This window comes from Monoglobus pectinilyticus (genome assembly GCF_002874775.1).
Classification (GTDB): Bacteria; Bacillota; Clostridia; order Monoglobales; family Monoglobaceae; genus Monoglobus; species Monoglobus pectinilyticus.
Genome location: NZ_CP020991.1, coordinates 2,654,830 through 2,679,048, shown reverse-complemented (window position 1 = coordinate 2,679,048; position 24,219 = coordinate 2,654,830). Strand labels below are relative to the sequence as shown.

The window sequence follows — 24,219 nt, the reverse complement described above, 5'->3', positions numbered from 1 at the left end:
GATAAGTGAATAAAAAAAGAGGGTAGACACTTTTTGTGTCTACCCTCTTTCTGCCAATACCATTAAAACCCATCTTTTATATTATTTAATTTTCTAATATTATTAACAATAAAATTACTACGCAATCAAAACACCTATTACCATAGCAGCGATACCCAAAATACTTGCAATTGCAATACCAATAATTCATTTTTGACTTGCATCCATTTTTTCAATTAAATCATCCTTAAGCTTGTCAGTAACATCATTTTGTTTAAACATCATATCTTCAATTGCCGGTTAAGTTTGCGCAGTTCTATTATTTCCTGCTCTTCTGCAAAATGGTTATCTTTTTCGTGAAAAAGCCGCTAGCTGCTGACTGCTTCAACCATTTATCCAGCAATGAAGTGGCTATATCATATTCACGGCAGATATCACATTTTCGTTTTCCATTATGGTATAGCTGAACTAACTGTTGTTTGAATTCATCCGTATAGAATCGGGGCTTTCTTCTTTTGGTCATCATAGTTTCTCCTTTTATATTTTCTATTTTACATGACCTTATTTTTTATCCAGTTTTTTGTAGCCTATCCAAACATCTTATATTATTACGTTTAGCAGGATTTGAAGATATAGACTTAGACAAATATTTTAGACTTGTAGTAAATAAAGATGGTGCTGATTGGACCTTTGTATGTCCAAGTAATTATGAAAATATGTCCAACAAATTAAAACGTATCCAAAGATTTTACAAAGACGGATTTTCTATCATACCATTAGCGTTAAACGAAATCGGTTATATGGTTGGTATTGATATACCAAGACGTTATCGCCGCCATATTGATATGATGTAATGGTGTGTCCGCCTGGATGCGTTGAATTACTCTGCAGGACAAGTTAAAACAATGGGTTGTTGCAATTTTTGCAACAACCAGGTCTCACCATCCACATAAGCGCATGGATAAAAAAGTATCACGAATGTAAGAAAGGTGAAAAATGCCAATATACAAAATGAAGGAGTCGAAAAACGGAAAACAAAAAAGGAAATGGACTTTTACACGGCGGACGAATATAAACTATACACCAAATCTGCACTTGAACACGCTGAAACTTGTTCAAATTTGAATGGCTGAGATTTTTATGTGTTCTTCTATCGCATTTTATACCGGACTTAAAAAAGGCAAAATTCACGCTTTAAAATGGACTGATATTGACGGAAAATATCTGAACGTAACACGCAGCATATCGCAAAAACTAAGGGGCGAAGACAGAAAAACTGCTCCTAAGAATAAAAGCTCGATTCGCACACTTCAACTTCCTATACCATTAATTAAAATCTTAGAAGAGCATAAAAAACGCTGGTCTGAGTACAAAGGATTCAACGACAATTTCAGGATTTGCGGGGGAACACGTCCGCTCAGAGATACCAGCTTAGCAAAAATGAACGAACAGCTTGCCAAATCAACAGGACTAAAAACCATAAGGATTCATAATTTCCGGCATAGCACGCCTCGCTGTTAGCAAACGAAGGCATAAATATACAGGAGATTGCCCGGCGCTTAGACCATACAGATGTCAAAATGACATGGAATACATATTCCCACCTATACCCCAAGGAAGAAGAGCGAGCAGTAGATATTTTAAACAAAATCGTGTAAAAATCATGTAAGATAAAACAAAACCGCCGTAAATACGGCGGTTTTTGTGCATTTGGCGGACAGGGTGGGATTCGAACCCACGTGCCGGAGTTACCGACAAACTGATTTCGAGTCAGCCCCGTTATGACCACTTCGATACCTGTCCATATGCTGTATATTTAACTTACTGCATAAACAAAATAATTTTAGCTTATGTCCATTAGAACATATTTATTATTATCTCAGTCATGCACAACAAAAAATATTATAGCATATTTAATTTATATTTGCAATAGTTTTTAATTATTTTTTATTTTCTAAGCAGAACTTATAATGATATCACTTACATATTAATAAAATATTTATCACGTACATTTATTTTACCAACTATAAAAAATATAACTATTTTTATTAATTGGCGTCATATAATCTTTTTTTATATCTCATTTTATAAACGTTTAAATATATTGTCAAAATCAAAAAATAAATAATATTGACCGCTTTAAACTTTGATTTAAATATTTAATTAAACAGAACAATAAAAGCGGCGTGCAGTAAGAAAGAATCCTCAAAAGAAAAAATATAACTAAAGTTTTAGTCAAAAAATTATTTATAAATAATTGTATCGCAAAAACCACAAAACCAGGACAAGGTATGTAAACAGTTCGGATATAATAAAAATCACATAACACGATTTACAAATGTTATTAATTCTCGACAGGTTATTTTATTGACAATCAAAAAATTATAATATAACAATATCAAAAAATTCTTCACGGTATTAAAAACAAATTTTATTATAAAATTAACACCATAGAAATTATTGATGAGTATAACTATTTTATATCCAAAAACATACAGTTAAAATAAAACTGACACCGATGTAATACCGATGTCAGTATATTATTAAAAATTATGGTTTACCATTGTCACTTTTTTACACTGCGCATACATTTTTGACAACTTTATAATTCATATTATACTTCTTGTAACACAAATTATATTATCGTCTTACTTATTAGCACCTGCAAACGGCAATAAGTCCTCAATAGTCATAACGTGTATTGAACGCTTGCCTGTCAGCGGATGACCTATCGTTTCAATCTCGTCACACCACCATTGTGATATCATCTGCGCACCGTAATATTGAATATGTGTGTTATCTGAACCTCCGGATTTATACTGTGAATTTGCAAAATCACCAATCTGATCAATTGTACTCTTTCCCAGTGAATTCTTAAATGATTCCGGAAGTGAAGCTCCTTTTAAAAATCTAGAATCATTATTATTTATAAATGCAAATATATCTTTTGATTTCTCAGTTCCAACATCATTTATATATTTATTTGTTTTGGCATATAAATCAATGTATGGCAATCCCAGTTCCTGAGCTAAATCTTTTGCAGCATTTACATATGCCTCATGCCCTGCATCACTTAGTTTATTTCGGCTTATTGATGTGGTTATAAGCGGATAGGCGCCTTTTTCAAGTGCAGGCTTTACATAATATTCATATAGAGAATTTTTGTATGAGCCATCGGTAAATCTATCTCCTTTATAATCGGTATGTCTATCTGCCTCAGACTTTTCATCATTATGACCAAACTGAATTATGAAATAATCACCCGGCTTCATACCATTAATTATTGTTTTATAATTAGCTTCACTTCTGAAACTTAAAGAACTTCTGCCGCTGAGCGCTAAATTGTTTACTGAAACTCCATCTGTGAAAAAGTTACCTAAAACCTGAGCCCATCCGGTTCTTGGAAAATCATTTTTTTCGCCGGATGTTTTATAATTACATGCTGTAGAATCACCGGCAACAAATATAGTAGCATTATTAGCAACTGTCTGACCATATGTATAAGGCGATTTCATTAAAGGTTCAACAGAATTTGTGCTTTCAAAAGCAAACACTTTTATTTCCGAATTACTGTCGACCGGCACATCTTCCGGATTCAGATAGAGTATTGTCTCTTCGCCTGCTTTCTCAGTCGTTTCCTTTAAGTTAAACAACTTACATGCTGTAAGCGCTCCATCATTACTCTTATCATATACCGCAACAACCAGTGTTTCTTCACCGGTTCTGTCTGCTTCAGAAATACTGTCAGTATATACAATATGACTTACATATCCACCGTCCATAGGAGACATAACAACTCGGCCCTCAGCATTTGAAATGGCAACCCTGCTAATTTCTACAGCAGTATAACCCGGTACAAACACTTCTATTTCCTTTGTATCTTTTGCCTCTCCTCTTGAAATTGTTGCTGTCAATACGACTTTACTGTCAGTTCCTTTTTGACGATTTACGACACCATCTGCTGAAACGACGTTAGGATTGCTGCTTATCCAAGTAATTGTTGTTCCGCGTCTGCCTTTAGCAGGTAATTCAATATTTGACTTAACCATACTAGTATCGCCTATATTGAGAGCTTCTTTCGCAACAGCTACTGCGCCCTCATCATCTGTATCAGCAGGAACTTTTAAATTAAAATCTTTAGTAATCCTCAAGTTTGGATAATCCTGAAATGTACAAACAGCTATCATTTTGACATCATGATTATCCTTATCAGTATTAACATCACCACTAATCGATATTACATCGGGATTTGATGACTCCCACGCTACATCTGCGTATCCAATTGAAAAACCAAAACCTGAAATCAAATCCAAATCATCAGTAATATTATTTTCAGTTGTATTAACGCCTTTAATCATATTAAAAGTGATTCCGTCGGTTTCATTCTGAACTGACTTATTTATAAAATCAACGCTTACATCAACATTCTTCTCCGGCATTACAAAACTGCACTCTGTGTAATCACTATTTATATTTAGTGAAATATCAGAATCATCAAGTGAAATATTCCCAATCCATGCATTATTGTTTGGAGTTGACTTAACAGTTACCATATCACCTGGTTTTGCATTATATATTTGCTTCTCGCTAAAATTCATACCACATAGCGTGCCGGTTGTACCTACCGCCCACATAATATATTCATCACCTGCTGTGAGCTCTATAGATTGATTACACAATCCAAAACTGCCGTCATCACTGAACACGGTTATTTTACCAGTCATCGGAGTATAAGTTCCATCAGCATTTTTCTTAGAAATTTTAAGATCCTTACCATCGCCTGAATTATATTCACCATTTGCAATCTGACGTCTGTAAGCATATGTTAGCGTACCGCTTTTATTTGCCTTTATCACTAATGCAGTAGAACCGGCTTTTTCAGCCAAATCGCTGCCGGCCGGAGCACTGTCAAGCCTAATCTGAATATAATGTGTATAATTTACTCCGTTTATATTATACTTTGCAGACTTCAAAGTAGTATTAAACACGGATGACACATTTAAATTATTGTCATCAATATACACAGAACCGGCCTTTGTGGGTGTTGACGAATTAACAGACCAATCGGTAACCGCCTCAAGATTTGCATTCGACTGACCGGTTGAAACTTCTACCGCACCTAAATCCGAATCATAAAGAACACCAACCTCATATTCACCCTCTGCCGCAAATACTCCTGCCATTGGTAATATACAAAATACCATAACGCAAGCAACTGCAAAACTTACAGTCCTTTTTAATAAATTTTCCATAGTCAACTCTCCTTATTAATTAATTTTCATTATTACCACATATATGCTTTTATTATAATACTAATTTGTATATTTTGCAATAATAAAATTATAATTTTTTACATCTCAAGCATATAAAATAATATATTGTTATAAATTCAGGATATAATTCTATCAAAAGTTTATAAAATTCTTATCCAACTTAAATCATTACGTTTATGTTATAATTTTGTGTTTTGATAAATCTGCTGTTTAAAATAATGTAGGATTTTAATTATATTTTTTGTTAAAACAAAGTCAGAATTTAAACCATGAAGGTTCAATTCTGACTTTTTATAATTATCTGAAGTAATTAATTTTTATATTTTTTAATTTATAAATTTAATAATATATTTTTTTCAAGACGAATACCATACAAATTAACTTCAAAATCACCATATATTTATTGTTTTTGCATTTCCTGCGTATGTACTTTACACTCATCTTTTCATTTAACTCATATTTGTTTTCTTTTCCATCATTCATAACCGCGCTTCTTACGCCGTCTGAACTCTGAATTCACCGTAAACTATAAAAAATGCTGTAATGTTTGCTCATAATTTAAAGATAATTCTGATATATAATCAATACAATAATATGTTATAGTATTAATTTATTCGCAGTTCACCACACAATGGGACTTGACTTTCATTCCAAAGAAGCGCTTTGGATTTCTCGCCGCTTGGAATATCATATTCCTTAGTCTCACCTTTATTTATGCTATAATTTGTGCTGTTTTTTAGTGATCCGTCAAGATTGTATTCCGCAATCCATAATTCTGCGTCTTCAAACGGTCTATCGACAATGAGTTTGCCGCTGTCTAAATACATTAGTTCTCTCATAGATACGCTGACATTGTCGATATATGTTCTATATCCACCAAGACGCTGAAAGCTTATGCTTGAAAGCTTTATTGTTGTATCAAATTCAAATTCATATTCAAATACGGCTGAGGACCAATTCATAAGAATAATGCCATAGTTAAAAATTTCCCACCGCGCCGACAATAAGTCTATTGAGAAGAGAATCTATCACTGCAAATCTTTCTTTGTCTTTTAATACTTTTGCAAGTCTTTTTGCCTGCTTTAAAGTATATATAAAACTGCCTGCGCTCCAGCCTGTTTATTCAGTTCATCAGTCCAATCTATAAAGTGCCACCAAAGGTCACAGCATATTTTTTATTCGATTTTTCACAATCCAATACAAAAAATTTTCTCCTCATCCGATATTCTGTTTTATAGTCTGAATTATATCGCTGTTTACTGTAAAAGATTTATTATATTCAGTAATTAATAAAATATTATAACTCAGTTTTAACTCCTAAAAATATTATTTAAAGTTACATAGCCGAATTCTAATAATAAACACCAAAAAATATAAATCCAACGTATAATGAATTACAAAAAAATAAGACCGTATGCTAAACACCACATACGGTCTTGCTTATATTTAGAAATTAAAAATTAGCTTATACACCAGCTTTTCGCTTTTTCATCGTATCCAAATAAACCGCAAATACAATTACTACACCTTTCAGCAAAAGCTGATAATAAAATGGGATTTGAAGTAAATTCATTCCATTGTTCAAAACACCAATTATCAAAACACCAATCATTGTACCGCCAATGCTGCCGCTGCCTCCGGTAAACGAAGTGCCTCCCAGCACAACGGCGGCAATAGCGTCCATTTCAAACCCCTGACCTACTGTTGGCAGTGCTGAATACATTCTGGCTGAAAGCATTATACCCGTTACGGAAGCCAACAATCCGCTTATAACATAAGCGAGCACCTCTGCTTTAAAAATCTTGATGCCAGAAAATTGAGCCGCATTACGGTTTCCGCCGATTGCATATATGTGTCTGCCAAATCTGCTTTTTGAAAGCAACAAACCATTAAATATCATCAGCACCAGCATTATAAAAACAGGAACCGGAAAAAAGCCGCCAATATAACCATTTCCTATAAAGCTATATAAAGGATCATTAAAGTTTATCGGCAAACCTCCTGTATAGATATACGCTATTCCACGCGCAATATTCATCATTGCAAGGGTCACGATGAAAGCAGGCATATGAGTTTTTGCGATTACCAAACCATTTATAAGTCCAAGAGCTGTACCGGCGACAATTCCTATAAAAATAGAAATAATAACCGGTAGTCCTGAAACACTCAAACCAATTGCAAATGTACCCGATACTGCAACTATTGAGCCAATAGATAAGTCAATTCCTCCCGAAATCATTACAAGCGTCATACCAAAAGCCAGCAATGCGTTGGTTGATACCTGCCTTAAAATGTTCATTCCATTACTGACTGTAAAAAACTTATCTGTTAAAAGCGTTACAATAATACAAATAGCAATCAAACCAATAAAAATATACATATTCCTTTTAAAAAAGGAATAAATACTATGCCCGATATACCTAAAAAAATCTTTTATCCGGCTGTTATTTTCCGCTAAAGACTTACTATTTGTCATCATTTCACACCTCCAACTGCATAATGCATAATATTAATTTGATTTATCTGCTCTTTTTCCTTTATATCCGCAGTTATTCTGCCCTCATACATGACTAAAACCCGAGTGCATAAATTAACAATTTCCGGCAGTTCTGACGATATCATCAGAATAGCGATTCCTTCATCAGCCAAACTTTGAATCATACGGTACAGCTCAGCCTTTGTTGCCACATCTATTCCTCTGGTTGGTTCATCTAAAATGAGTATTCTTGGATTGGTTGCAAGCCATTTTCCTAATACTACTTTTTGCTGATTTCCGCCGCTCATATTAACACAGATAGTATCCTCACCTGAATATTTGATTGCAAGATCATTTATCAATCGGTTAATTATCTGCCGCTCCACTTTTTTATTTATCTTAAACCTTTTTATATACTGTTTTAAAATAGTAAGCGTCATATTGAATCTTACCGTATTAATCAAAATCAACCCTTGTTCCTTCCTGTCTTCAGGAACCAACGCAATCCCTTCAGCAATTGCCTGAGATGGATTTTTTATCTCTGTTTTTTTACCATAAAGAAAAAGCTCTCCGCAGCTGATACGGTCAATACCAAAAATTGCCCTCACAAGCTCCGTACGGCCTGCACCCACTAATCCTGACAGTCCTAAAATTTCTCCCTTATGCAGCTGAAAGCTAATATCTTGAAATGCGTTTTTTCTGCTGAATCCCTTTACCTCCAGCACCACTTCTTTTGAAATATTATGTTTATCTGCTTTATAGAATTCAGAAACCGGACGCCCTGCCATTAATGTAATAAGTTCATCCCTTTCAGTACTTTTCACATCTTTTGTAGTGATATATCCTCCGTCTCTAAAAACTGTTACTCGGTCTCCGATTTCAAATATTTCCTCCAATCTGTGTGAGATATAGATAATAGATATTCCTTTTCCTTTTAGTTCACTAATAAACTCAAATAAATTTTCAACTTCATTGTCAGTTAAAGAAGATGTCGGTTCATCCATAATGATAATACGCGCTTCCATTGAAAGTGCCTTTGCAATTTCAACCATCTGCCGGCTTGATGTTTTTAACTCAGAAATCAATGTCTGAGGCTTGATATGCTCGATTTTCAGCCGTTTAAAAAGCTCGGCGGTATCACGGTTCATTTTCTCATCATTCATTATATGTATGCCGGAATAAACCGGTTCTCTTCCCAAGTAAACATTTTGGGCAACACTTAAATTATCCGCTAAACACAATTCCTGATGTATAATACTAATTCCCAATTTCTTAGAATCCGTAACATCGCGAATCATAACCTCTTTATTATCAATTGTAATTTTTCCACTATCCGCATGATAGATACCGCCCAAAATTTTTATAAAAGAAGATTTTCCAGCTCCATTTTCACCCAAAAGACAATGTACTTCTCCCTCTGCTAGATCAAAATGGATATCATGCAATATCTTAACACCTGAAAAGGATAAATTAACTCCTTCCGCTTCTAAAACTGTTTTTTTTAAGCGCATACTATTCACCTCTATTTCCAGTCGCAGCCTAAAAAACAAAACTCTACTTTAAAAACTCATCCACATTAGATAAATCTACAAAATCCACATCCAATAATATCTCCTTAGGGTATTCTTCTCCGTTAAGAACGCCAAAGCCTACCTCAGCTGCCTTCACTCCCATTTTTTCAGGGAACTGTGCGGCGCTTCCAAGATACTCATTGTTTTTAATCAGTTCACAAACACGCTCCGATCCATCAACTGAAACGATTTTCACATCTCCAATCTTATTTGCACTTTTTGCAGCCGCATATATTCCAAGACCAATAGCATCATTTGTTCCAAAGGCGCCGTTTATATCAGGATGTGCCTGCAGCATATTTTCCATCAATCCAAGTGCATCCTCCGTGCTGCAAGTTTGCGCATCCTGATATTGTACAATATTGATACCGGGATAATTTTTCATAACCTCTTTAAATCCGGTAGATCTGTCACGGGCCGGACGAATCACATCCGTTGTAATAACAATTATATTTCCTGAACCGTTTAAAGCTTTTGCCATCGCCTCTCCGCAAAGTTTTCCTAACTTAATACAATCAGAAGCTACCTGGGTAACTACAAGATCAGGGTCATCGACCATAGTATCCACATCCACCACAGGAATACCTGCCGCTTTACACGATTCCAAAGCCGGTTTAATCCCTTTTGAATCAACAGGAACAACAAAAATAAGATCCACTTGCTGCTGAATTAAATCCTCAATATCTGAATTTTGTTTGTTCTGATCAAATTTTGCATCCAGTTCTATTAGTTCTCCGCCCAGTTCTTCAATCTTTGGCTTAATTCCATTACTCATTGATACATAGAAAGGATCGTTCATCGTCATATATGTAATCCCAAAAGTTTTCTTTTTTGTCTCATTCCTGCCGCCAAAGCAGGAACTCAGTGAAACAACGCTTGCAAACATAAACAAACAAGCGATGATAAGACACACAGCACGGCTTGCTTTAATTTTCTTTTTCATGATTTTTCTCCTTTCTTTGTGCACCACAGTTAATTCTGTGTGACAAACGTAATTCTGTTAGGCAGTCCTTCCAGTTTTTCAGTGCTTTTAAAACGTGTCGGCCAAGCTAGATCGTGAGCGGGGATTACATTATTAATATTTCCATCTGCCAGCATTAATATCTTTTCAAAAGACTGAAGCTGATCCAGCTGGTCAATTCCGTATCCCATGGGCGTCATGGTAATAATATTCTCCAAAGTATAGGCTGCGTCTCCGGTGACTACATACCTTCCATTTTTAGTTTTAACTCTCACAACTTGCGTACCGTATGAATGCCCCTTTGCCAAATACAAATCAATTCCCGGAAAAATGTTTTCCATACCGTCCTCTGACAATATAAGCCGGCCTTCCTTTTTCACCTGCTCAAGCTTTTTTAAATCCTCCGGATCCAAATAACAGTTAAGTAATTTATAATCCTCTGACAGACCTGCAGACCACTGCCACCCCTCAAGCTCTGTCCTTTGCACATATACTTTAGCATTTTTAAAGCAATCAATATTTCCCACATGGTCATAATGCAAATGAGATAACAGCACTGCATCTATTTGGTCAGGATGCAAATTTAAAGGCTTAAGATAAGTCTCCGGTTTCAATACATTTTCTGCGTTATAAGCTTCTATAAATTGAGGATTTTTAAATCCTGTATCTACGAGAATATTGTATCCGCCGCCTTGAAGTATCGTTACATTACCTGGCTGATCCTCTGGAAAATCTGCATTTTTCTGATTATGTGCACCATAAAATGTCTGTCCGCGTCCAACATCCTTAAAAATACAGTGCTCCACAACAGTGATTTTCCAACAAATTTCTTTCATTTTTTTCACACCTTTCCATACATAATTCATCCTATTTCAATCCTGTTCTTCCAATAGATAGTAGTATAAAATAAACGACAAAGCTTGTCTGTGTGCTCAATCTCAAAATTATCAGCAACAGAACATCATTATATCTGCAGATAGTTATTCCAGCGCTTACCTAATCTCCATAGCAGAAAACATTACTTCTATGGAAAATCACAAATATGTATTAATAGATTAACTTGTATACGTTACCGCAATGTTCTTCAGATGCTCATAACACACCCATAAAACAATCCTGCATTATGTCTTAAATATTTGCCATCCCATCAAATCATAATTTCTAACTGAATCCCCTTGAACATATCATATCAATCATGTGCTTTTTCATCATTGCTCTCCTCCTTCCTTCGTTGTAATTTAATAATTTTATTTTGTCAGCCAATCAGCAAGATTACACCAAAACGTATCATAATATTTCCAACTCATAAAATCAGGTGATGCCCAATGAGGAGAACAGTCTGATGTAAATGCAGCCGACTTTCCCATACCAAAAGAACCTACTGATATAAATGGATCTCCGTCTATCTTAGCAATCGTTTTGCATGCCGGCAAGCATCTAGCAACAGTCTTGTTGTATCCCAGGAAACACGGCCACTCCTCGTTAATACCTTGCATTAACGGATGCGTATCATTTGACACAGTCGGAAAAACTCCTTCAGGATGTTCACATCTATCATCATAAGGCAATATCTTTACAGGAAGTACATCTGCAACAGCCGTCTTCCCATATCTTGCTCTAGCATCTATTCCGGAAAAAGAAAGATAACCTCCTATCATACAAAGTGCCCCTCCGGCAAGAACATAATCTCTTATCGCCGTACATTTGTTATTCTGCGTATCACCATATGAAAACACTCTATCCGATAAAAGTAACGTGTTTGAGCCAATGTCTGATAAAAACACAGCGTCATATCCGCGCAGCTTTTCTACTGTGTCAGGAAAATGTTCTCCCGCATAATGATTAGGGCAAAAATCCACTTCATATCCACCATTTTTAAGCGCTTTTATCAGTCTGTCTCCCCCCTCCTCATAACGTGAAGTTGTAAAAATATCAAATCCTTTAATATGTGTTGTAACGCTTGTCCAAGATTCACCTGCAAGCAAAATTTTTTTCATTATGAAGTCTCCCTTCATTTACTCTTTGTAAATATACTTCAAACTACAGCGCATGTACTTTCTCTTACTACTAACAGCGGCTTAAAAACTATCTTATTCTGATAATCACTTTTTTGTATTTTATGAACCAACATTTTAGCTGCCGCTTCTCCCATTTTCTGATTCGGCTGTAAAACAGATGTTAATGTTGGAAATAAAATTTGAGTATAATCTGTATCATCATATCCAATCACATTTAGCTGATTTGGTATTTCAATTCCCATTTCCTGTGCCGCTCGATAAGCGCCGCATGCCATTAAATCATTCTGTACTACTAACGCCGTAATATTATTTTTTAACAGTTTGTGTGTTGCCTTATATCCACCCTGATACTTATAATCTGCCTGACAAATTAATTCTGACTGAAATGGAATAGAAGCCTGAGCTAAAGCGTTTTTAAAGCCTATAAACCTGTCATGCGCGCTTTTATTTAACAACGGTCCTGTAACACAGCCAATTTTTTTATGTCCATAATCAGTTAGATGTTTTACCGCTATATATCCTCCTAAAATATTGTCAAAAGAAACACTGTCTATTTGTGTGTTTTCCTTTGAAAATATTCTGTCTAAAATAACAAATGGGATTCCTTTGAGTATTGTTGTATACGTAATGTCTACACTTGAACTTAACACCGGAATTAAAATAATGCCGTCTACACATTTTTGCCTCATAATATCAATATAGGCTTTTTCGCGTTCGTCTGAATCATTGCAATTGCATAGTATCATATTATATTCCATATGCCTTAACGCAATCTCTATACCTTTTGCCATTTCAGCAAAATATAAATTTGAAATATCCGGCAGGATTAATCCTATTAAACCTGTTTTTTTAGTAACCATACTCCTGGCAACTATATTCGGCGCATACCCCATTTCTTTTATAATTTTTTGTACCCGATCCACGGTTTCCTTTCGGAAATTTTTTGTCTCCTTATTAATAATTTTTGAAACAGTAGAAACCGACACATTTGCTCTTGAAGCAATGTCCTTCATCTTTGGATTCATCCTAACCATCTCTTTTTTATTAGATAATTAAAGTTAGTAAAACGTTTTACTAAAATTATAGTATCACTCTTATCTGAGTTTGTCAATAGTGATTTGTGTAGTCTTACCAAAAAAAATTCCCAATAAAATCAAAATATATTTTGATTTTATTGGGATTTTTTACTGTGTTTTTATCATTACCGGATGAGCCGTACTGCTTCTTACTTTCAAACTGGGATTCATAACCACATGTTCATATCTTTTTTCATTGATTAATTCCAAAGCGCAGGATACTATTTTTTCGCTAAGTTCATCTATCGGTTGTACTATGGTCGTCAGAGGCGGCTCCAGTGCTCCGGTCAAATATACATTATCAAACCCAACTACCGACAGCTGCTCAGGAATTTGAAAATTCATTTTTCTGCTTTGCACATATACTCCCAAAGCCATCATATCATTACATGCAAATACCGCCGTAATACCGTATTTGAGTAATTCCTCAATACCTCTTGAACCGCTTTCAATATCAAACTCCCCATGATACACTAACTGCGAATCATAAGAAATTCCCGCATTATTTAGAGTCTCTTTATATCCCTTAAGCCGTTCCTGTGAAATTTTTGAATCATGCGGTCCACATATACATCCAATACGAGTATGCCCCAACTCAATTAAATGTTTTACCGCCAAACATCCACCCATTTTCTGATTAACTGAAACTACGCTTTCTTCTTTTCTTAATAATCCATGGTCTATCCATAAAACAGGCGTATTTGAAAAATCAAAAAATGAATTCAGCCTTTTTTTCTGTGCTTCTGTCATAGCATAATCAGGATATACGATTACAATCGTATCTACATTACGCTTTTGAAAAATATGCAGATATTCCATACATGTGTCAAAACAAGATAAGGTATTACCATAAATCACATTATAATTCTTCTCGCTAAACTTCCTTTCAATTTCTTTAGCAAAACTTGAATAAAAAAGATCACTTATATCCGGAAGTATCAGACCAATCGTATTAGTCCGCTTCGTTACCATACTTACTGCCACCTGGTTTGGCTGATAATTTAATTCCTCTACTGCCTTGTATATTTTATTTTTCGTCTCTTTTGAAATGTGTTCGCCCTTATGGTTAAGCACCAGCGATACCGTTGTAATAGAAATTCCACATTTTTTTGCAATATCTTTGATTGTTACTCCCATGTTATCTCCTACTCATTTTTTATTAAAACAATATTACAATTATTGATAAGTTTTATATTATTAATCTATTAAATTTCTAATTCTATGTTGACTTTTCCACTTTATTAGGTCATAATAAAACCAAGTAAAACGTTTTATTGACAATCTTATAAAGAAAGGATATTTATTATGAAAATTTTGAATTTTGGTTCTCTAAACTTTGATTATGTATATCAAATACAGCATTTTCCTTCACCTGGCGAAACAATATCCGCTCTGAATAGAAAAAGATTCTTTGGCGGAAAGGGACTTAACCAATCGATTGCAGTACAAAGCAGCGGCTATCCAATATTTCACGCCGGTCAAATCGGACAGGACGGAAATGATTTAATAAATGTATTAAAAAAACATAAAATAGACACTACTTTAATCAATATATGTGATATTCCCACAGGACATGCAGTTATCCTTATAGATTCCTCCGGTGAAAACTGTATCGTATTGGACGGCGGAGCAAATCAAAAAATTACCAAGGATTACGCTGATTCAGTATTAGAGCATTTTGAAAAGGGTGATATACTGATTCTCCAAAATGAAATCAATTGTCTTGACCATATTATTAACCAGTCAGCAAAACGTGGACTTAATATAGTTTTTAATCCGGCGCCATTCAATAAAAATGTATTAAAATTACCACTGGAGAAAATACAGTACCTCTGTATGAATACAACTGAGTGTCTTGGCATTTCCGGAAAAAAAGATATTAAAAGCGCAATTTCATGGCTTTTAACTAATTTTCCGGAAACACATCTTTTAATTACATTAGGAAAGCATGGATGTATATATATATACAAAAATACAGTTCTTTCGTATGGCATTTATAATGTACCGGTAGTAGATACGACTGCAGCCGGTGATACTTTTATCGGTTATTTTATTGGTCGGCTTGCTCTTGGCGATTCTATTGAAAAATCTCTTGAAACCGCCAGCCGAGCCTCCTCTTTAGTTGTTTCAAAAGCCGGCGCCTCAAACTCAATTCCTACAATAGAAGAAGTTTTCAGCTCTGATATTAAATATCAAAAGCCCGATATACTGCCTTTTAATTTTTAATAAATCCATAATACACAATTTAGCATTGTATTTATAACTTAACAAATAAGGTTCCACTCCATAATTTTATATCAAAAATACTCGTACAGATTATCTATACGAGTACTTTTTATGCTTTAATTATAATTTAATAAAATTATTTCAGAGATACTATTAAGTAAACTCTTCCTTACTTCTACTCTTTACCGGAGTATATCACATCTTTCATTTTATGTCAACAGATTTCTGCAGATTTATTTCAATTAAATGGTATGAATTCCTTTAATCTTTATCTAATTTCTTATCTTATCATCCTTTTGAATCAAGTTCAAATCTACGTGACAATATCCTCCCGGATTTTTATCTAGATAATTCTGATGATATTCCTCCGCCGGATAATAACATAATAAAGGCAAAACCTCGGTCACGATTGGTCTGCTGTATTCACGCTGCTTATTTTCAATAAATTCTTGAATAGTATTAATGTCTGCATCGTCAACATAATAAATACCGCTTCTATATTGGCTTCCTATATCATTTCCCTGACGATTTTTGGTCGTTGGATTGATAGTTTTAAAGAATTCAGTAAGCAGCTTATCAAGTTTAATCATCGAATCATCATATTCTATCATAACTGTTTCCGCATGTCCCGTATTCCCTCGGCACACATCTTCATAAGTAGGATTTTTCGCTGTTCCATTTGAATATCCGCATTGAGTATTTACAACACCTCTCAGCAAGGAGAAATAGGCTTGTGTCCCCCAAAAGCATCCGCCTGCAAAATAAATTTTCTTCTTCATGATTATTTCACCGTCCTGATCTTAGTATAGCAATAATAGGAATTTACTATTCCTTGATATGTGACCTGTAAAAAACACCGTAAAGACACATAAATATTGATATAATAAATGACATAGTAAAAATCCAAACCTCAATGCTTCAGAATCTTACTATGTCACAAATTCATTCTAATTTTAAATCTCAAATCCGCCCTCGAGAATAAATTGTCTAAGTAATTTATCCATCTTTATATTTACTTTCGGAGGAACGATTTTTTTGCCCTCTTGTTCCTCAAAATACAACTTTGCTTTCTCCTTATTAAATGTTTTAAATAACTCATCAAAACGTCCGAACTCATTAATATCACTCGATGTAAGACCTAACGACATCATGTTGCGGAGTTTTTTCTCATCTAAATCGAATGTGGCTGCAAACTGATGAACTTGAGCGTTCTTCGCACGATATAAATATTCGGTTATATAATCTCTTAACGATTTTCCTTCCTCAACGGAAACATCACCTCTTTGAATATCATGCAAAAAGATATTTGCATATTTTTGTTCATCCTGCGTGAGCGCCGCGAACGTCTTATGAAGCTCATTTAAGGCTTCTTCCTGTGCTTCGGCGGTAGCATCATCTTGATGAATTAGTTTCATATATTTGTCAAAGCGGCTGTTCATATAATCGGCATCAATACGTCCGGTATCTATTTCTGTAATATAACCGACCAAATCATAAGGAACATCAACTTCACCTGATCGGTCACCCGGCCTTCTTTCCGTTAATTCCTTATATCTTTGAACTAAAACAAGATATTGAGTTTGTGTGAACTGAGGCATGACATCAAATGTTTTGCCCGTTTCTTCATCTGCATATGAATGTTTATCCCAATTAAAACCTTGAACCTTAGAAGCTTCCAAACAGCCGTTAAAATCCTTAAAGAGAGATGCAAACTTTGCCTTTACCGATTTTTCATCCGGAAGCTTTTCAAAATCAGGAATACCCGCATTTGTAAATAATTCGGTTATCTCCTGATAAATCCCGTTAAGTTTTTCTATGTTATGTCCCAGCTTGTCAACAAAAAGGTCAACCGGTCTGTCGCCGGAATAAAGCTTAACAGCCGCTTCTATATTTTTCTCCATTGTGTGAGGTTTTCTGTAATATCTTATTGTGCCGAAAGGCTTTTCGTCTTGTCTGAAAATTCGATTTGTTCTTGAAAATGCCTGTATTATATTTTCATACTCAAGCATTTTATCAAGATATAATGTATTAACCCACTTGGAGTCAAAGCCCGTAAGCATTTGGTCTACAACAATCAATAAATTAAGCTGCTTTTGGGGTGTTTTGTCAATCCATTTATATTGCTCCTTGTGTGCCATTCTGCAAGAAATATCCTTTTTGAACGCTGCATGTGAAGCAATAGAAAAATCTTGTTCAAACGCCTTGTTATAGTCCTCTATGATTTCAATAAGTCCATTTTCCTTAAAAAAAGCTATTTTTTCACCTTTATATTCTTTATAATCGCCGTCCTCATTGCTGATATTCGGGTCAAATAAGCAAGTGGTTTTCAGCTGAGGCATTTCCGACTTAATAAGTCTATAATAATCTATAGCTTCAGGAATACTGCTTGTGGCAAAAATAGCGTGAAATTTGCTGTTACGGCTTAAATCCTGCCATTTTTCTTTTATATCTTCAACAACTTTCTTTTGATGTTCTTCGGTTCTGTACTGTGAAAATGGTATATAATCCTCAATACCTTTAATATATTTTCCGTCATCTGTTTTATAGCCTGCCATAGGAACTTGTGACGCATCCATATATTTATAGTATATTGCTGACTTATCCGGGTTATTAAAAACCTCATCAGCGTCTTTTGCTTTTGCCTTTTCCAACGCCACTTGCCTGCGAATATCGGAGTCTTTAAAAGTCAAGACCTTATAAGGGTCAAATCCCAAAACATTACCGTCGCGAATACCGTCTGCAATGCTGTATCTGTGCAGCTCGCTTCCGAATACTGTTGATGTAGTGTTCATTTTCTTTTGATTTTCTTCTTGAATAGGCGTGCCGGTAAAACCAAAGAAAATAGCGTTTGGAAATGTTTCTTTAATTGTAAGCAGCATATCGCCGAAGGTTGACCTGTGGGCTTCATCAACTATAAATACCAAGCGTTTTTTATTGATTATATCAATATCATGGGCATTTGAACAACCATCTTCAGATTTGATGTTGCTCATTTTCTGAATTGATGTAACGATAAGAGTATCTGCAGAATCAATGCTTTTCAGTTTCGAAATAAGCACATATGTATTTTCGGTTTTCTGAACACTTTCATTCTCATCTGCAAAATTGTTATACTCATTATATGACTGTGTGCCCAGCTCGATTCTGTCTGTCAAGAATATAACCTTATCGGCATCTTTTGAATTTGCGATAAGCTGTGCTGATTTAAAGCTCGTCATCGTCTTTCCCGAACCTGTTGTGTGCCATATATATCCGCCGCGCTGATTAGACTTATCCCATTTTGTTTTGGAAACTTTATCGGATATAGCGCTTGCGGCATAATACTGATAGCTTCTCATTACTTTCAAAACGCCGTCTGAGTTATCGGCAACAGTGTAAAAGCCTATCATTTGATGAGCCATAGGAATGGATAGCAGCGATGAAGCTATTGACTTCCAATTATTTATCGGTTCGTTATCAAAATCCGCCCAATTAAAATAGTAATTCGGATTGAAACTGCCGTCCGGTCCGGGATTGGCAAAGTATTTGCTCTCCTCCGGCGTCATTGCAACAAATATTTGCACCAACGAAAACAGCCCGGTAAAGACACCCTCATGCGAATATTTTTCTATTTGCTGGCAAGCTTGGCTTACAGGAATACCGCTCTTTTTCAGCTCAATATGAATAACCGGCATTCCGTTAATCAAAAGCATTAAATCACCACGACGATCATTCAATATTTTTGGCTTTGTCGGAAAAACAGGCTGCTGTACTATCTGATAACGGCTTTGACCTGCGGCGATTTCCCGGCGGTCATAAATTTTCAAGCTGATTTCTTTTCCGAAATGCTGCTTATCATTGGGATTATCTCTGATAATAGATACCGTTTTGCCGTTTATAAATCCGTTTAGCTTAAGCGGAGTACGCAAATTATTGATTTGTTCCATAATCTGCTGCATTTCGCCGTTTGTCAGCGGATAGTTATTAAGCCTATCAATTCCACGATTATTTTCAAATAAAATGTTTGCCCAATTATCAATCAAGTCCTGTTCTGTGGGATGACTTATCACTTCATTCTCCCAACCCTTGTTTGAAAGGACTTTTATAAGGGCCTCCTCAAAATCGGCCTCTTTTGTGAACGGCATAATTTTTCTCCTTCCTTTGTTTAATGAGGAATTAGCAATTAGGAATTATCTATATTTTGTCGATTTTGTAATACTCGATAGAAGTTTTAATAATTCTGTGCAGTCGCTATCAATGCTATTATATTGATCTTTGCTCAAGTATTCAGTTTTATATAGTAACTCAAGCCAATATTTTGTTTCCGAACACTCTTTAAATGCAATATACATTTTTGCAAGAACGTCTTTTTTACTGAAGGCACATTCCGCCTCTGCAATATTTGCACCAATGCTCGTTCCGCTTCTTAAAATCTATTTTGACATTACAAACTCTTTTTTATTTTCATACATATATTTATAAAGTTGAATGATTCTAACAGCAAAAGCCTTTGATTTTTCAACAACTACATTTTCTTTCATTACTAATTCCTCACTCCTCATTCCTAATTATCAAACGAACATCTTTTCAAGACAAGATTTCTTGATATTTTGCAGCTTTTCTAACTTACGCTGATGAAGGGTGATGAGATTGTCAAAGTTTTTAAAAAATCTGCCTATTTTCCTTTGTATATCAACCGAACGAGGAATGAGAAGTGAGTAATTAGCAATGTTTTCTTTTGACAAACTCGGTACACCAGTTGACTCATCAAGCTTCTTCCAATCAATCGTTTGAAAAACTGCATATATAAAATTTAAGTCAATGTTGTTTTGCGGAATGCAATAAAATAGCGTATCTACCGTCCAGTATGGTGCTTTTAATACATATGGTCTATCAATTGTGCCTTTCCTGCCAATCCCTATTGCATCATCATATGACAATGCTTCACTAACACTAAGCATATATCCGCCTGTTCCATAAACAGGAATATTCCCATCTGAAAGATGTTTGTAGTCCTTACCATTGCCAATGCTTACTATATCGCCAATGCTTACTATATACCATTCCTCACTCCTAATTTCTAATTCCTCATTATCATTACGCTGTTCCCAATTATCAGTAAATCCGGCAAAACGAATTTCGGACACTTTGCGTCCATTTTTAGGAAACATCTTTTCGAGCATAGATTTCTTCACATTCTTTAATTTATCACACTTGCGCTGATGAAGGGTGATAAGGTGGTTGAGGTGGTCAAAAAAAGAAGAAAGCTTTTTTTGTTCATCTATATCTGGTACTGGCATCAAAAATTCTGATACGCTTTTTGCAGACAAATTTGGCTGCGCTGCACCTTCATCATGGACAACTCTTTGTCGATATTCAATGTCAGAATTAAATACATGAAATAAATATCTACCATCTATATTTTTAGGACGAATTGCGACTAATGATGACGCTACTGTTCCTTCATCAAAGTTGTCTATATAGGCATTTTTCCCAAGAGTTCCTCTAAGGCAATACACTATATCTCCAAGTTGCAGTTTTGCCCCTCCTAAATCATCATATTTTTCACGTGTTATTTTATTGGCAGAACTTAACTTCACTCGCCCATCTTCTAAATCTCCTGCATTTATAAATGGAATTCCATCCGCAACCATATCTTGTGCACTCGGATACTTTACGCTTCTATCTCCATTGAACATATCACAGTAATCCCCAACCTTACGCTGTTCCCAATCGCTGGTAAATCCGGCAAATCTGACAACCGGTTTCTTTTTTTCTGACATCTTATTCACCTAGAAGCAGCGATTTGAACTCGCTGAGCCCTTTCATGTCAAATTCATTTCCCACAAGCTCGTCAATCATTTCTGCCAGTGTTGACTCTGTTTCCTTGATTTGTGCCTCAATCTCGTCAAGTGTAGTATCATATTTGGTCTGTAGTGCAGAGATTTTACTTACAAGTGTGTCTACAAGTGTGTCCGGCAATCCTTTTAGCCCCTCAATAAGCGGTTCAATCCACTTCTTTTCAAGCAACATATACACCTGTTCATCGCTCAGATTTTCAATAGTTATCTTTATTTTCTTCTGCAGTTCTGCTGACTTCTTTTTTATTGAGGATTTTAATTCTTTTTCTTCCTTTGCGAGCTTTTCATATGTTTTAAGTTTTTCGATAAATTTAGCTGTTTCGGTCGTTTTCTCCTCATTTTTCAATGCCTTGAGCTTTTTGGTTACTTCCTTTGCGACAAAGCTGTCACCGGATTCATTAAGAATATCGCTTTCCTTTTCCTCTTCAGTCAGGCTTTCGAGCAGATCTTCATATTCTGAAGGAATTTCTGAAAGACGGTTCTCATCGGCTGCAAGCGCAGCATAGTCATCACTGAGTAAAGTTTCTCCGACAAGCTCAAAAGGAATAACATGACCTGTCCAACCGTCCTGTATTTCTTCATCCTTGCCATTTTTCTTTTTTATTATCAGCTTTGGGTCAACCTTTTTTGCTGCTTCAAAGCCTTCAGTCTGAATAATTTCCAAGTCGACAGAGATACCTGACCAATTATCATCAAGAATTTGATATGCTTCATAACGGTCAATCAAAGGAATATTTTTAAGCCTGTCAAAAATATTTTCGCTCAAATCATCTTCAGTCTTTGTTATTGCAAGTGTTGTCATTTTTGATAAGAGTTCATCCTTTAGAAAGTCAGAGAAGTTCGCAAAGGTGTCTCCGAAAGCTTTTTCAAACTCAATAACATCAGCATGATTTTTTATTTGCGATTTAATATCATTCGCTGCAAGTGTTACATATGGAGTGCCGTTATCGTTAAACAGAGTCTGTTTCAAATTCGGGAACGCTTTCCAATACTCACACAATTCGTCTATTTCGGACTTCGGTATTCCTCCGAACATAGAAGCATAAATATCCCAAGACTCTGCACTTTCGGAACTATCAACATAACGTGGGATATTAAGATTATAATGATTTTTTCGTATTTCATCTTGAGTTACAACCCTTGAAAATTTCGGATAATCAGCTCTTGCAGCAACAGCGTCCGATATACGTTTAATATCAGATGCACGAAGCTTGTTGTTTTTGCCCTCTTTAATAAAGCCCTTTGAAGCGTCAATTATCAAGACATCGGTATTTTCTCTTTTTTGTTTAAGTACCATTATTATCGTCGGAATACCTGTTCCGAAAAATATATTTGCAGGAAGTCCGATTATTGCGTCAATATGGTTGTTTTCAATGAGATTTTTGCGGATTTCGCCCTCCTCACCGCCACGGAATAACACACCGTGAGGAAGTACAATAGTCATAATTCCGTCAGGCTTTATATGGAACAAGTCATGCAGCAAAAAGGCATAGTCTGCTTTTCCTTTCGGTGCAAGACCGAAGCGTGAATATCTTGCGTCAGACTCTTTATTGGACGGATCCCAGGCCTGCGAATACGGCGGATTTGATACCACCGCATCCACATACAATGTCTCGTATGTATTAACCGGGTCGTTTTCATCAAAAAACGGCCAATCTTCTTCAAGCGTATCAGCGCATCTTGTCGTGATGTTGGACGGATTAATTCCTCTCATAACAAGGTTCATACGGGTAAGATTATATGTATTTTCTTTTAGCTCCTGTGCATAATACTTTATATTATCGGAATTTGGCATATACTTTGAAACACTCTTACCAATATTAATCAGCAGCGAACCTGAACCGCTAGTCGAATCATAGATTTCAATTTCATTTTTGCCTTTTAAATGGTTTGCAACGATTTCGGACATCAATAAAGAAACCTCGTGAGGTGTATAAAACTCTCCTGCTTTCTTTCCGGCATTGGCTGCAAACTTTTCAATTAAGTATTCATAAATAAAACCTAAAACATCATAATCCTGTTTGCCGTCCATGGGAATATCCTTGATAAGCTGCAAAAGACCGCTGATAGCTTTTGTTCTTGCACCTGAACTGTCGCCAAGCTTTGATAAGCCTGTTTCAAGCGTTTGAAAAATCTTCTCAAATACTTTTTTATGCGAACTGCTGATATTTCTGTTGAAAGCCGAAAGTGCATCAGTCACATTTGATACATCAAAATCTCTGCCGATAGATATCCAAGTAGAGAAAAGATTATTATAGGATATAAAGTATCCGAGGTTCTGCTGAACCCATCTGACCGTTTCGTCATCATCTTCAGTCACCGTAGGCAGCAACTCATCCGTGTAGTCGTTTTCTATTAAAAACTTTACTTCCTTATCAGATAAGTATTTATAAAAAATAAAGCCCAAGATATAATCTTTATATTCGTTGGCTTCAATTTTAGAGCGCATTTTGTTTGCTGACTCCCAAATACGGTTTGCAAGCTGTTGTTTATTCATCTAAAAGTCCCTTTCTGATTGTATTTCTACTATGATATGTCATTTTTACTATCCTAAAAAATAGACTTTGCTTTATCGTCCGCAGTTTTTTTGTCGGGAATAAACTCCATAATATCATCCGTAGTGCAATTCAAAACCCCGCATATTTTTCCGAGAACCTCTGTTGTCACATTCTCGTCCCGTCCAAGCTTCAGCATTGCATATCCTGATAATCCGGCAGCCTCCTGCAAATCTTTTTTCTTCATATCTCTGTCAAGCAACATATGCCATAGCTTTTTATAACTAACAGTCATTTTGTCAAC

18 protein-coding genes, 1 tRNA gene and 1 pseudogene are annotated in these 24,219 nt (G+C 35.5%); 3 read left to right on the top strand and 17 right to left on the bottom strand.

Annotated features, from left to right (window positions below; all coding sequences use genetic code 11):
• Positions 1 to 263: 263 nt before the first annotated feature.
• A pseudogene (locus B9O19_RS11230) lies at positions 264 to 502 on the bottom strand (transposase); the annotation flags it as partial.
• On the opposite strand from B9O19_RS11230, the gene B9O19_RS11225 reads away from it, so the two are divergent.
• Together B9O19_RS11225 and B9O19_RS11220 are read left to right on the top strand one after the other, a co-directional pair.
• Entirely contained in the window at positions 495 to 833 is a 339-nt protein-coding gene (locus B9O19_RS11225; RefSeq protein WP_102366498.1) for a hypothetical protein, read from the top strand. The pseudogene B9O19_RS11230 and the gene B9O19_RS11225 sit on opposite strands and share 8 nt — an antisense overlap.
• A gap of 271 nt (positions 834 to 1,104) precedes the next feature.
• A complete protein-coding gene (locus B9O19_RS11220) occupies positions 1,105 to 1,500 on the top strand; it encodes a site-specific integrase (RefSeq protein ID WP_154058664.1) in 396 nt (131 codons plus the stop codon).
• Positions 1,501 to 1,690: 190 nt separating this feature from the next.
• Here the strand turns inward: B9O19_RS11220 and B9O19_RS11215 are convergent.
• The 10 genes from B9O19_RS11215 to B9O19_RS11170 form a co-directional block, all read right to left on the bottom strand.
• Positions 1,691 to 1,782 (bottom strand) — tRNA-Ser (locus B9O19_RS11215).
• 845 nt (positions 1,783 to 2,627) lie between these two features.
• On the bottom strand, positions 2,628 to 5,231 hold the full coding sequence (locus tag B9O19_RS11210; protein WP_102366496.1) for an immunoglobulin-like domain-containing protein: 2,604 nt from the start codon (positions 5,229 to 5,231) through the stop codon (positions 2,628 to 2,630).
• Between the two features lie 626 nt (positions 5,232 to 5,857).
• Positions 5,858 to 6,214, bottom strand: coding sequence for a hypothetical protein (locus tag B9O19_RS11205; protein ID WP_102366495.1), 357 nt, complete (start codon positions 6,212 to 6,214; stop codon positions 5,858 to 5,860).
• A 503-nt stretch (positions 6,215 to 6,717) separates the two neighbouring features.
• Positions 6,718 to 7,632, bottom strand: coding sequence for an ABC transporter permease (locus B9O19_RS11200; RefSeq protein WP_407937706.1), 915 nt, complete (start codon positions 7,630 to 7,632; stop codon positions 6,718 to 6,720).
• A gap of 95 nt (positions 7,633 to 7,727) precedes the next feature.
• Positions 7,728 to 9,239, bottom strand: coding sequence for a sugar ABC transporter ATP-binding protein (locus tag B9O19_RS11195; protein WP_102366494.1), 1,512 nt, complete (start codon positions 9,237 to 9,239; stop codon positions 7,728 to 7,730).
• Positions 9,240 to 9,282: 43 nt separating this feature from the next.
• Positions 9,283 to 10,242, bottom strand: coding sequence for a substrate-binding domain-containing protein (locus B9O19_RS11190; RefSeq protein ID WP_102366493.1), 960 nt, complete (start codon positions 10,240 to 10,242; stop codon positions 9,283 to 9,285).
• A gap of 29 nt (positions 10,243 to 10,271) precedes the next feature.
• Positions 10,272 to 11,096: an N-acyl homoserine lactonase family protein gene (locus tag B9O19_RS11185; RefSeq protein WP_158648997.1), complete on the bottom strand. Its 825-nt coding sequence runs from the start codon at positions 11,094 to 11,096 to the stop codon at positions 10,272 to 10,274.
• A 411-nt stretch (positions 11,097 to 11,507) separates the two neighbouring features.
• On the bottom strand, positions 11,508 to 12,260 hold the full coding sequence (locus B9O19_RS11180; RefSeq protein WP_102366675.1) for a glutamine amidotransferase: 753 nt from the start codon (positions 12,258 to 12,260) through the stop codon (positions 11,508 to 11,510).
• A 35-nt stretch (positions 12,261 to 12,295) separates the two neighbouring features.
• Positions 12,296 to 13,291, bottom strand: coding sequence for a LacI family DNA-binding transcriptional regulator (locus tag B9O19_RS11175; RefSeq protein ID WP_158648996.1), 996 nt, complete (start codon positions 13,289 to 13,291; stop codon positions 12,296 to 12,298).
• Positions 13,292 to 13,462: 171 nt separating this feature from the next.
• A complete protein-coding gene (locus B9O19_RS11170; protein ID WP_102366490.1) occupies positions 13,463 to 14,491 on the bottom strand; it encodes a LacI family DNA-binding transcriptional regulator in 1,029 nt (342 codons plus the stop codon).
• Positions 14,492 to 14,659: 168 nt separating this feature from the next.
• Between B9O19_RS11170 and B9O19_RS11165 the strand changes: the two genes are divergently transcribed.
• Positions 14,660 to 15,580, top strand: a complete 921-nt coding sequence (locus tag B9O19_RS11165) for a ribokinase (protein ID WP_102366489.1) — start codon at positions 14,660 to 14,662, stop codon at positions 15,578 to 15,580.
• Between the two features lie 272 nt (positions 15,581 to 15,852).
• On the opposite strand, the gene msrA is transcribed toward B9O19_RS11165, so the two are convergent.
• The 6 genes from msrA to B9O19_RS11135 all read right to left on the bottom strand — a co-directional run bounded on the left by msrA (position 15,853) and on the right by B9O19_RS11135 (position 24,210).
• On the bottom strand, positions 15,853 to 16,359 hold the full coding sequence (gene msrA / locus B9O19_RS11160) for a peptide-methionine (S)-S-oxide reductase MsrA (RefSeq protein ID WP_102366488.1): 507 nt from the start codon (positions 16,357 to 16,359) through the stop codon (positions 15,853 to 15,855).
• Between the two features lie 174 nt (positions 16,360 to 16,533).
• Entirely contained in the window at positions 16,534 to 19,704 is a 3,171-nt protein-coding gene (locus tag B9O19_RS11155; protein ID WP_102366487.1) for a type I restriction endonuclease subunit R, read from the bottom strand.
• A gap of 45 nt (positions 19,705 to 19,749) precedes the next feature.
• Positions 19,750 to 19,992 (bottom strand): four helix bundle protein, encoded by a 243-nt coding sequence (locus tag B9O19_RS12310; protein ID WP_306560030.1) that lies wholly within the window; start codon positions 19,990 to 19,992, stop codon positions 19,750 to 19,752.
• Positions 19,993 to 20,130: 138 nt separating this feature from the next.
• A complete protein-coding gene (locus B9O19_RS11145; protein ID WP_102366486.1) occupies positions 20,131 to 21,342 on the bottom strand; it encodes a restriction endonuclease subunit S in 1,212 nt (403 codons plus the stop codon).
• A gap of 1 nt (position 21,343) precedes the next feature.
• Complete coding sequence (locus tag B9O19_RS11140) at positions 21,344 to 23,917, bottom strand: type I restriction-modification system subunit M (RefSeq protein WP_102366485.1); 2,574 nt, start codon at positions 23,915 to 23,917, stop codon at positions 21,344 to 21,346.
• 53 nt (positions 23,918 to 23,970) lie between these two features.
• A complete protein-coding gene (locus B9O19_RS11135) occupies positions 23,971 to 24,210 on the bottom strand; it encodes a helix-turn-helix domain-containing protein (protein WP_102366484.1) in 240 nt (79 codons plus the stop codon).
• Positions 24,211 to 24,219 lie beyond the last annotated feature (9 nt).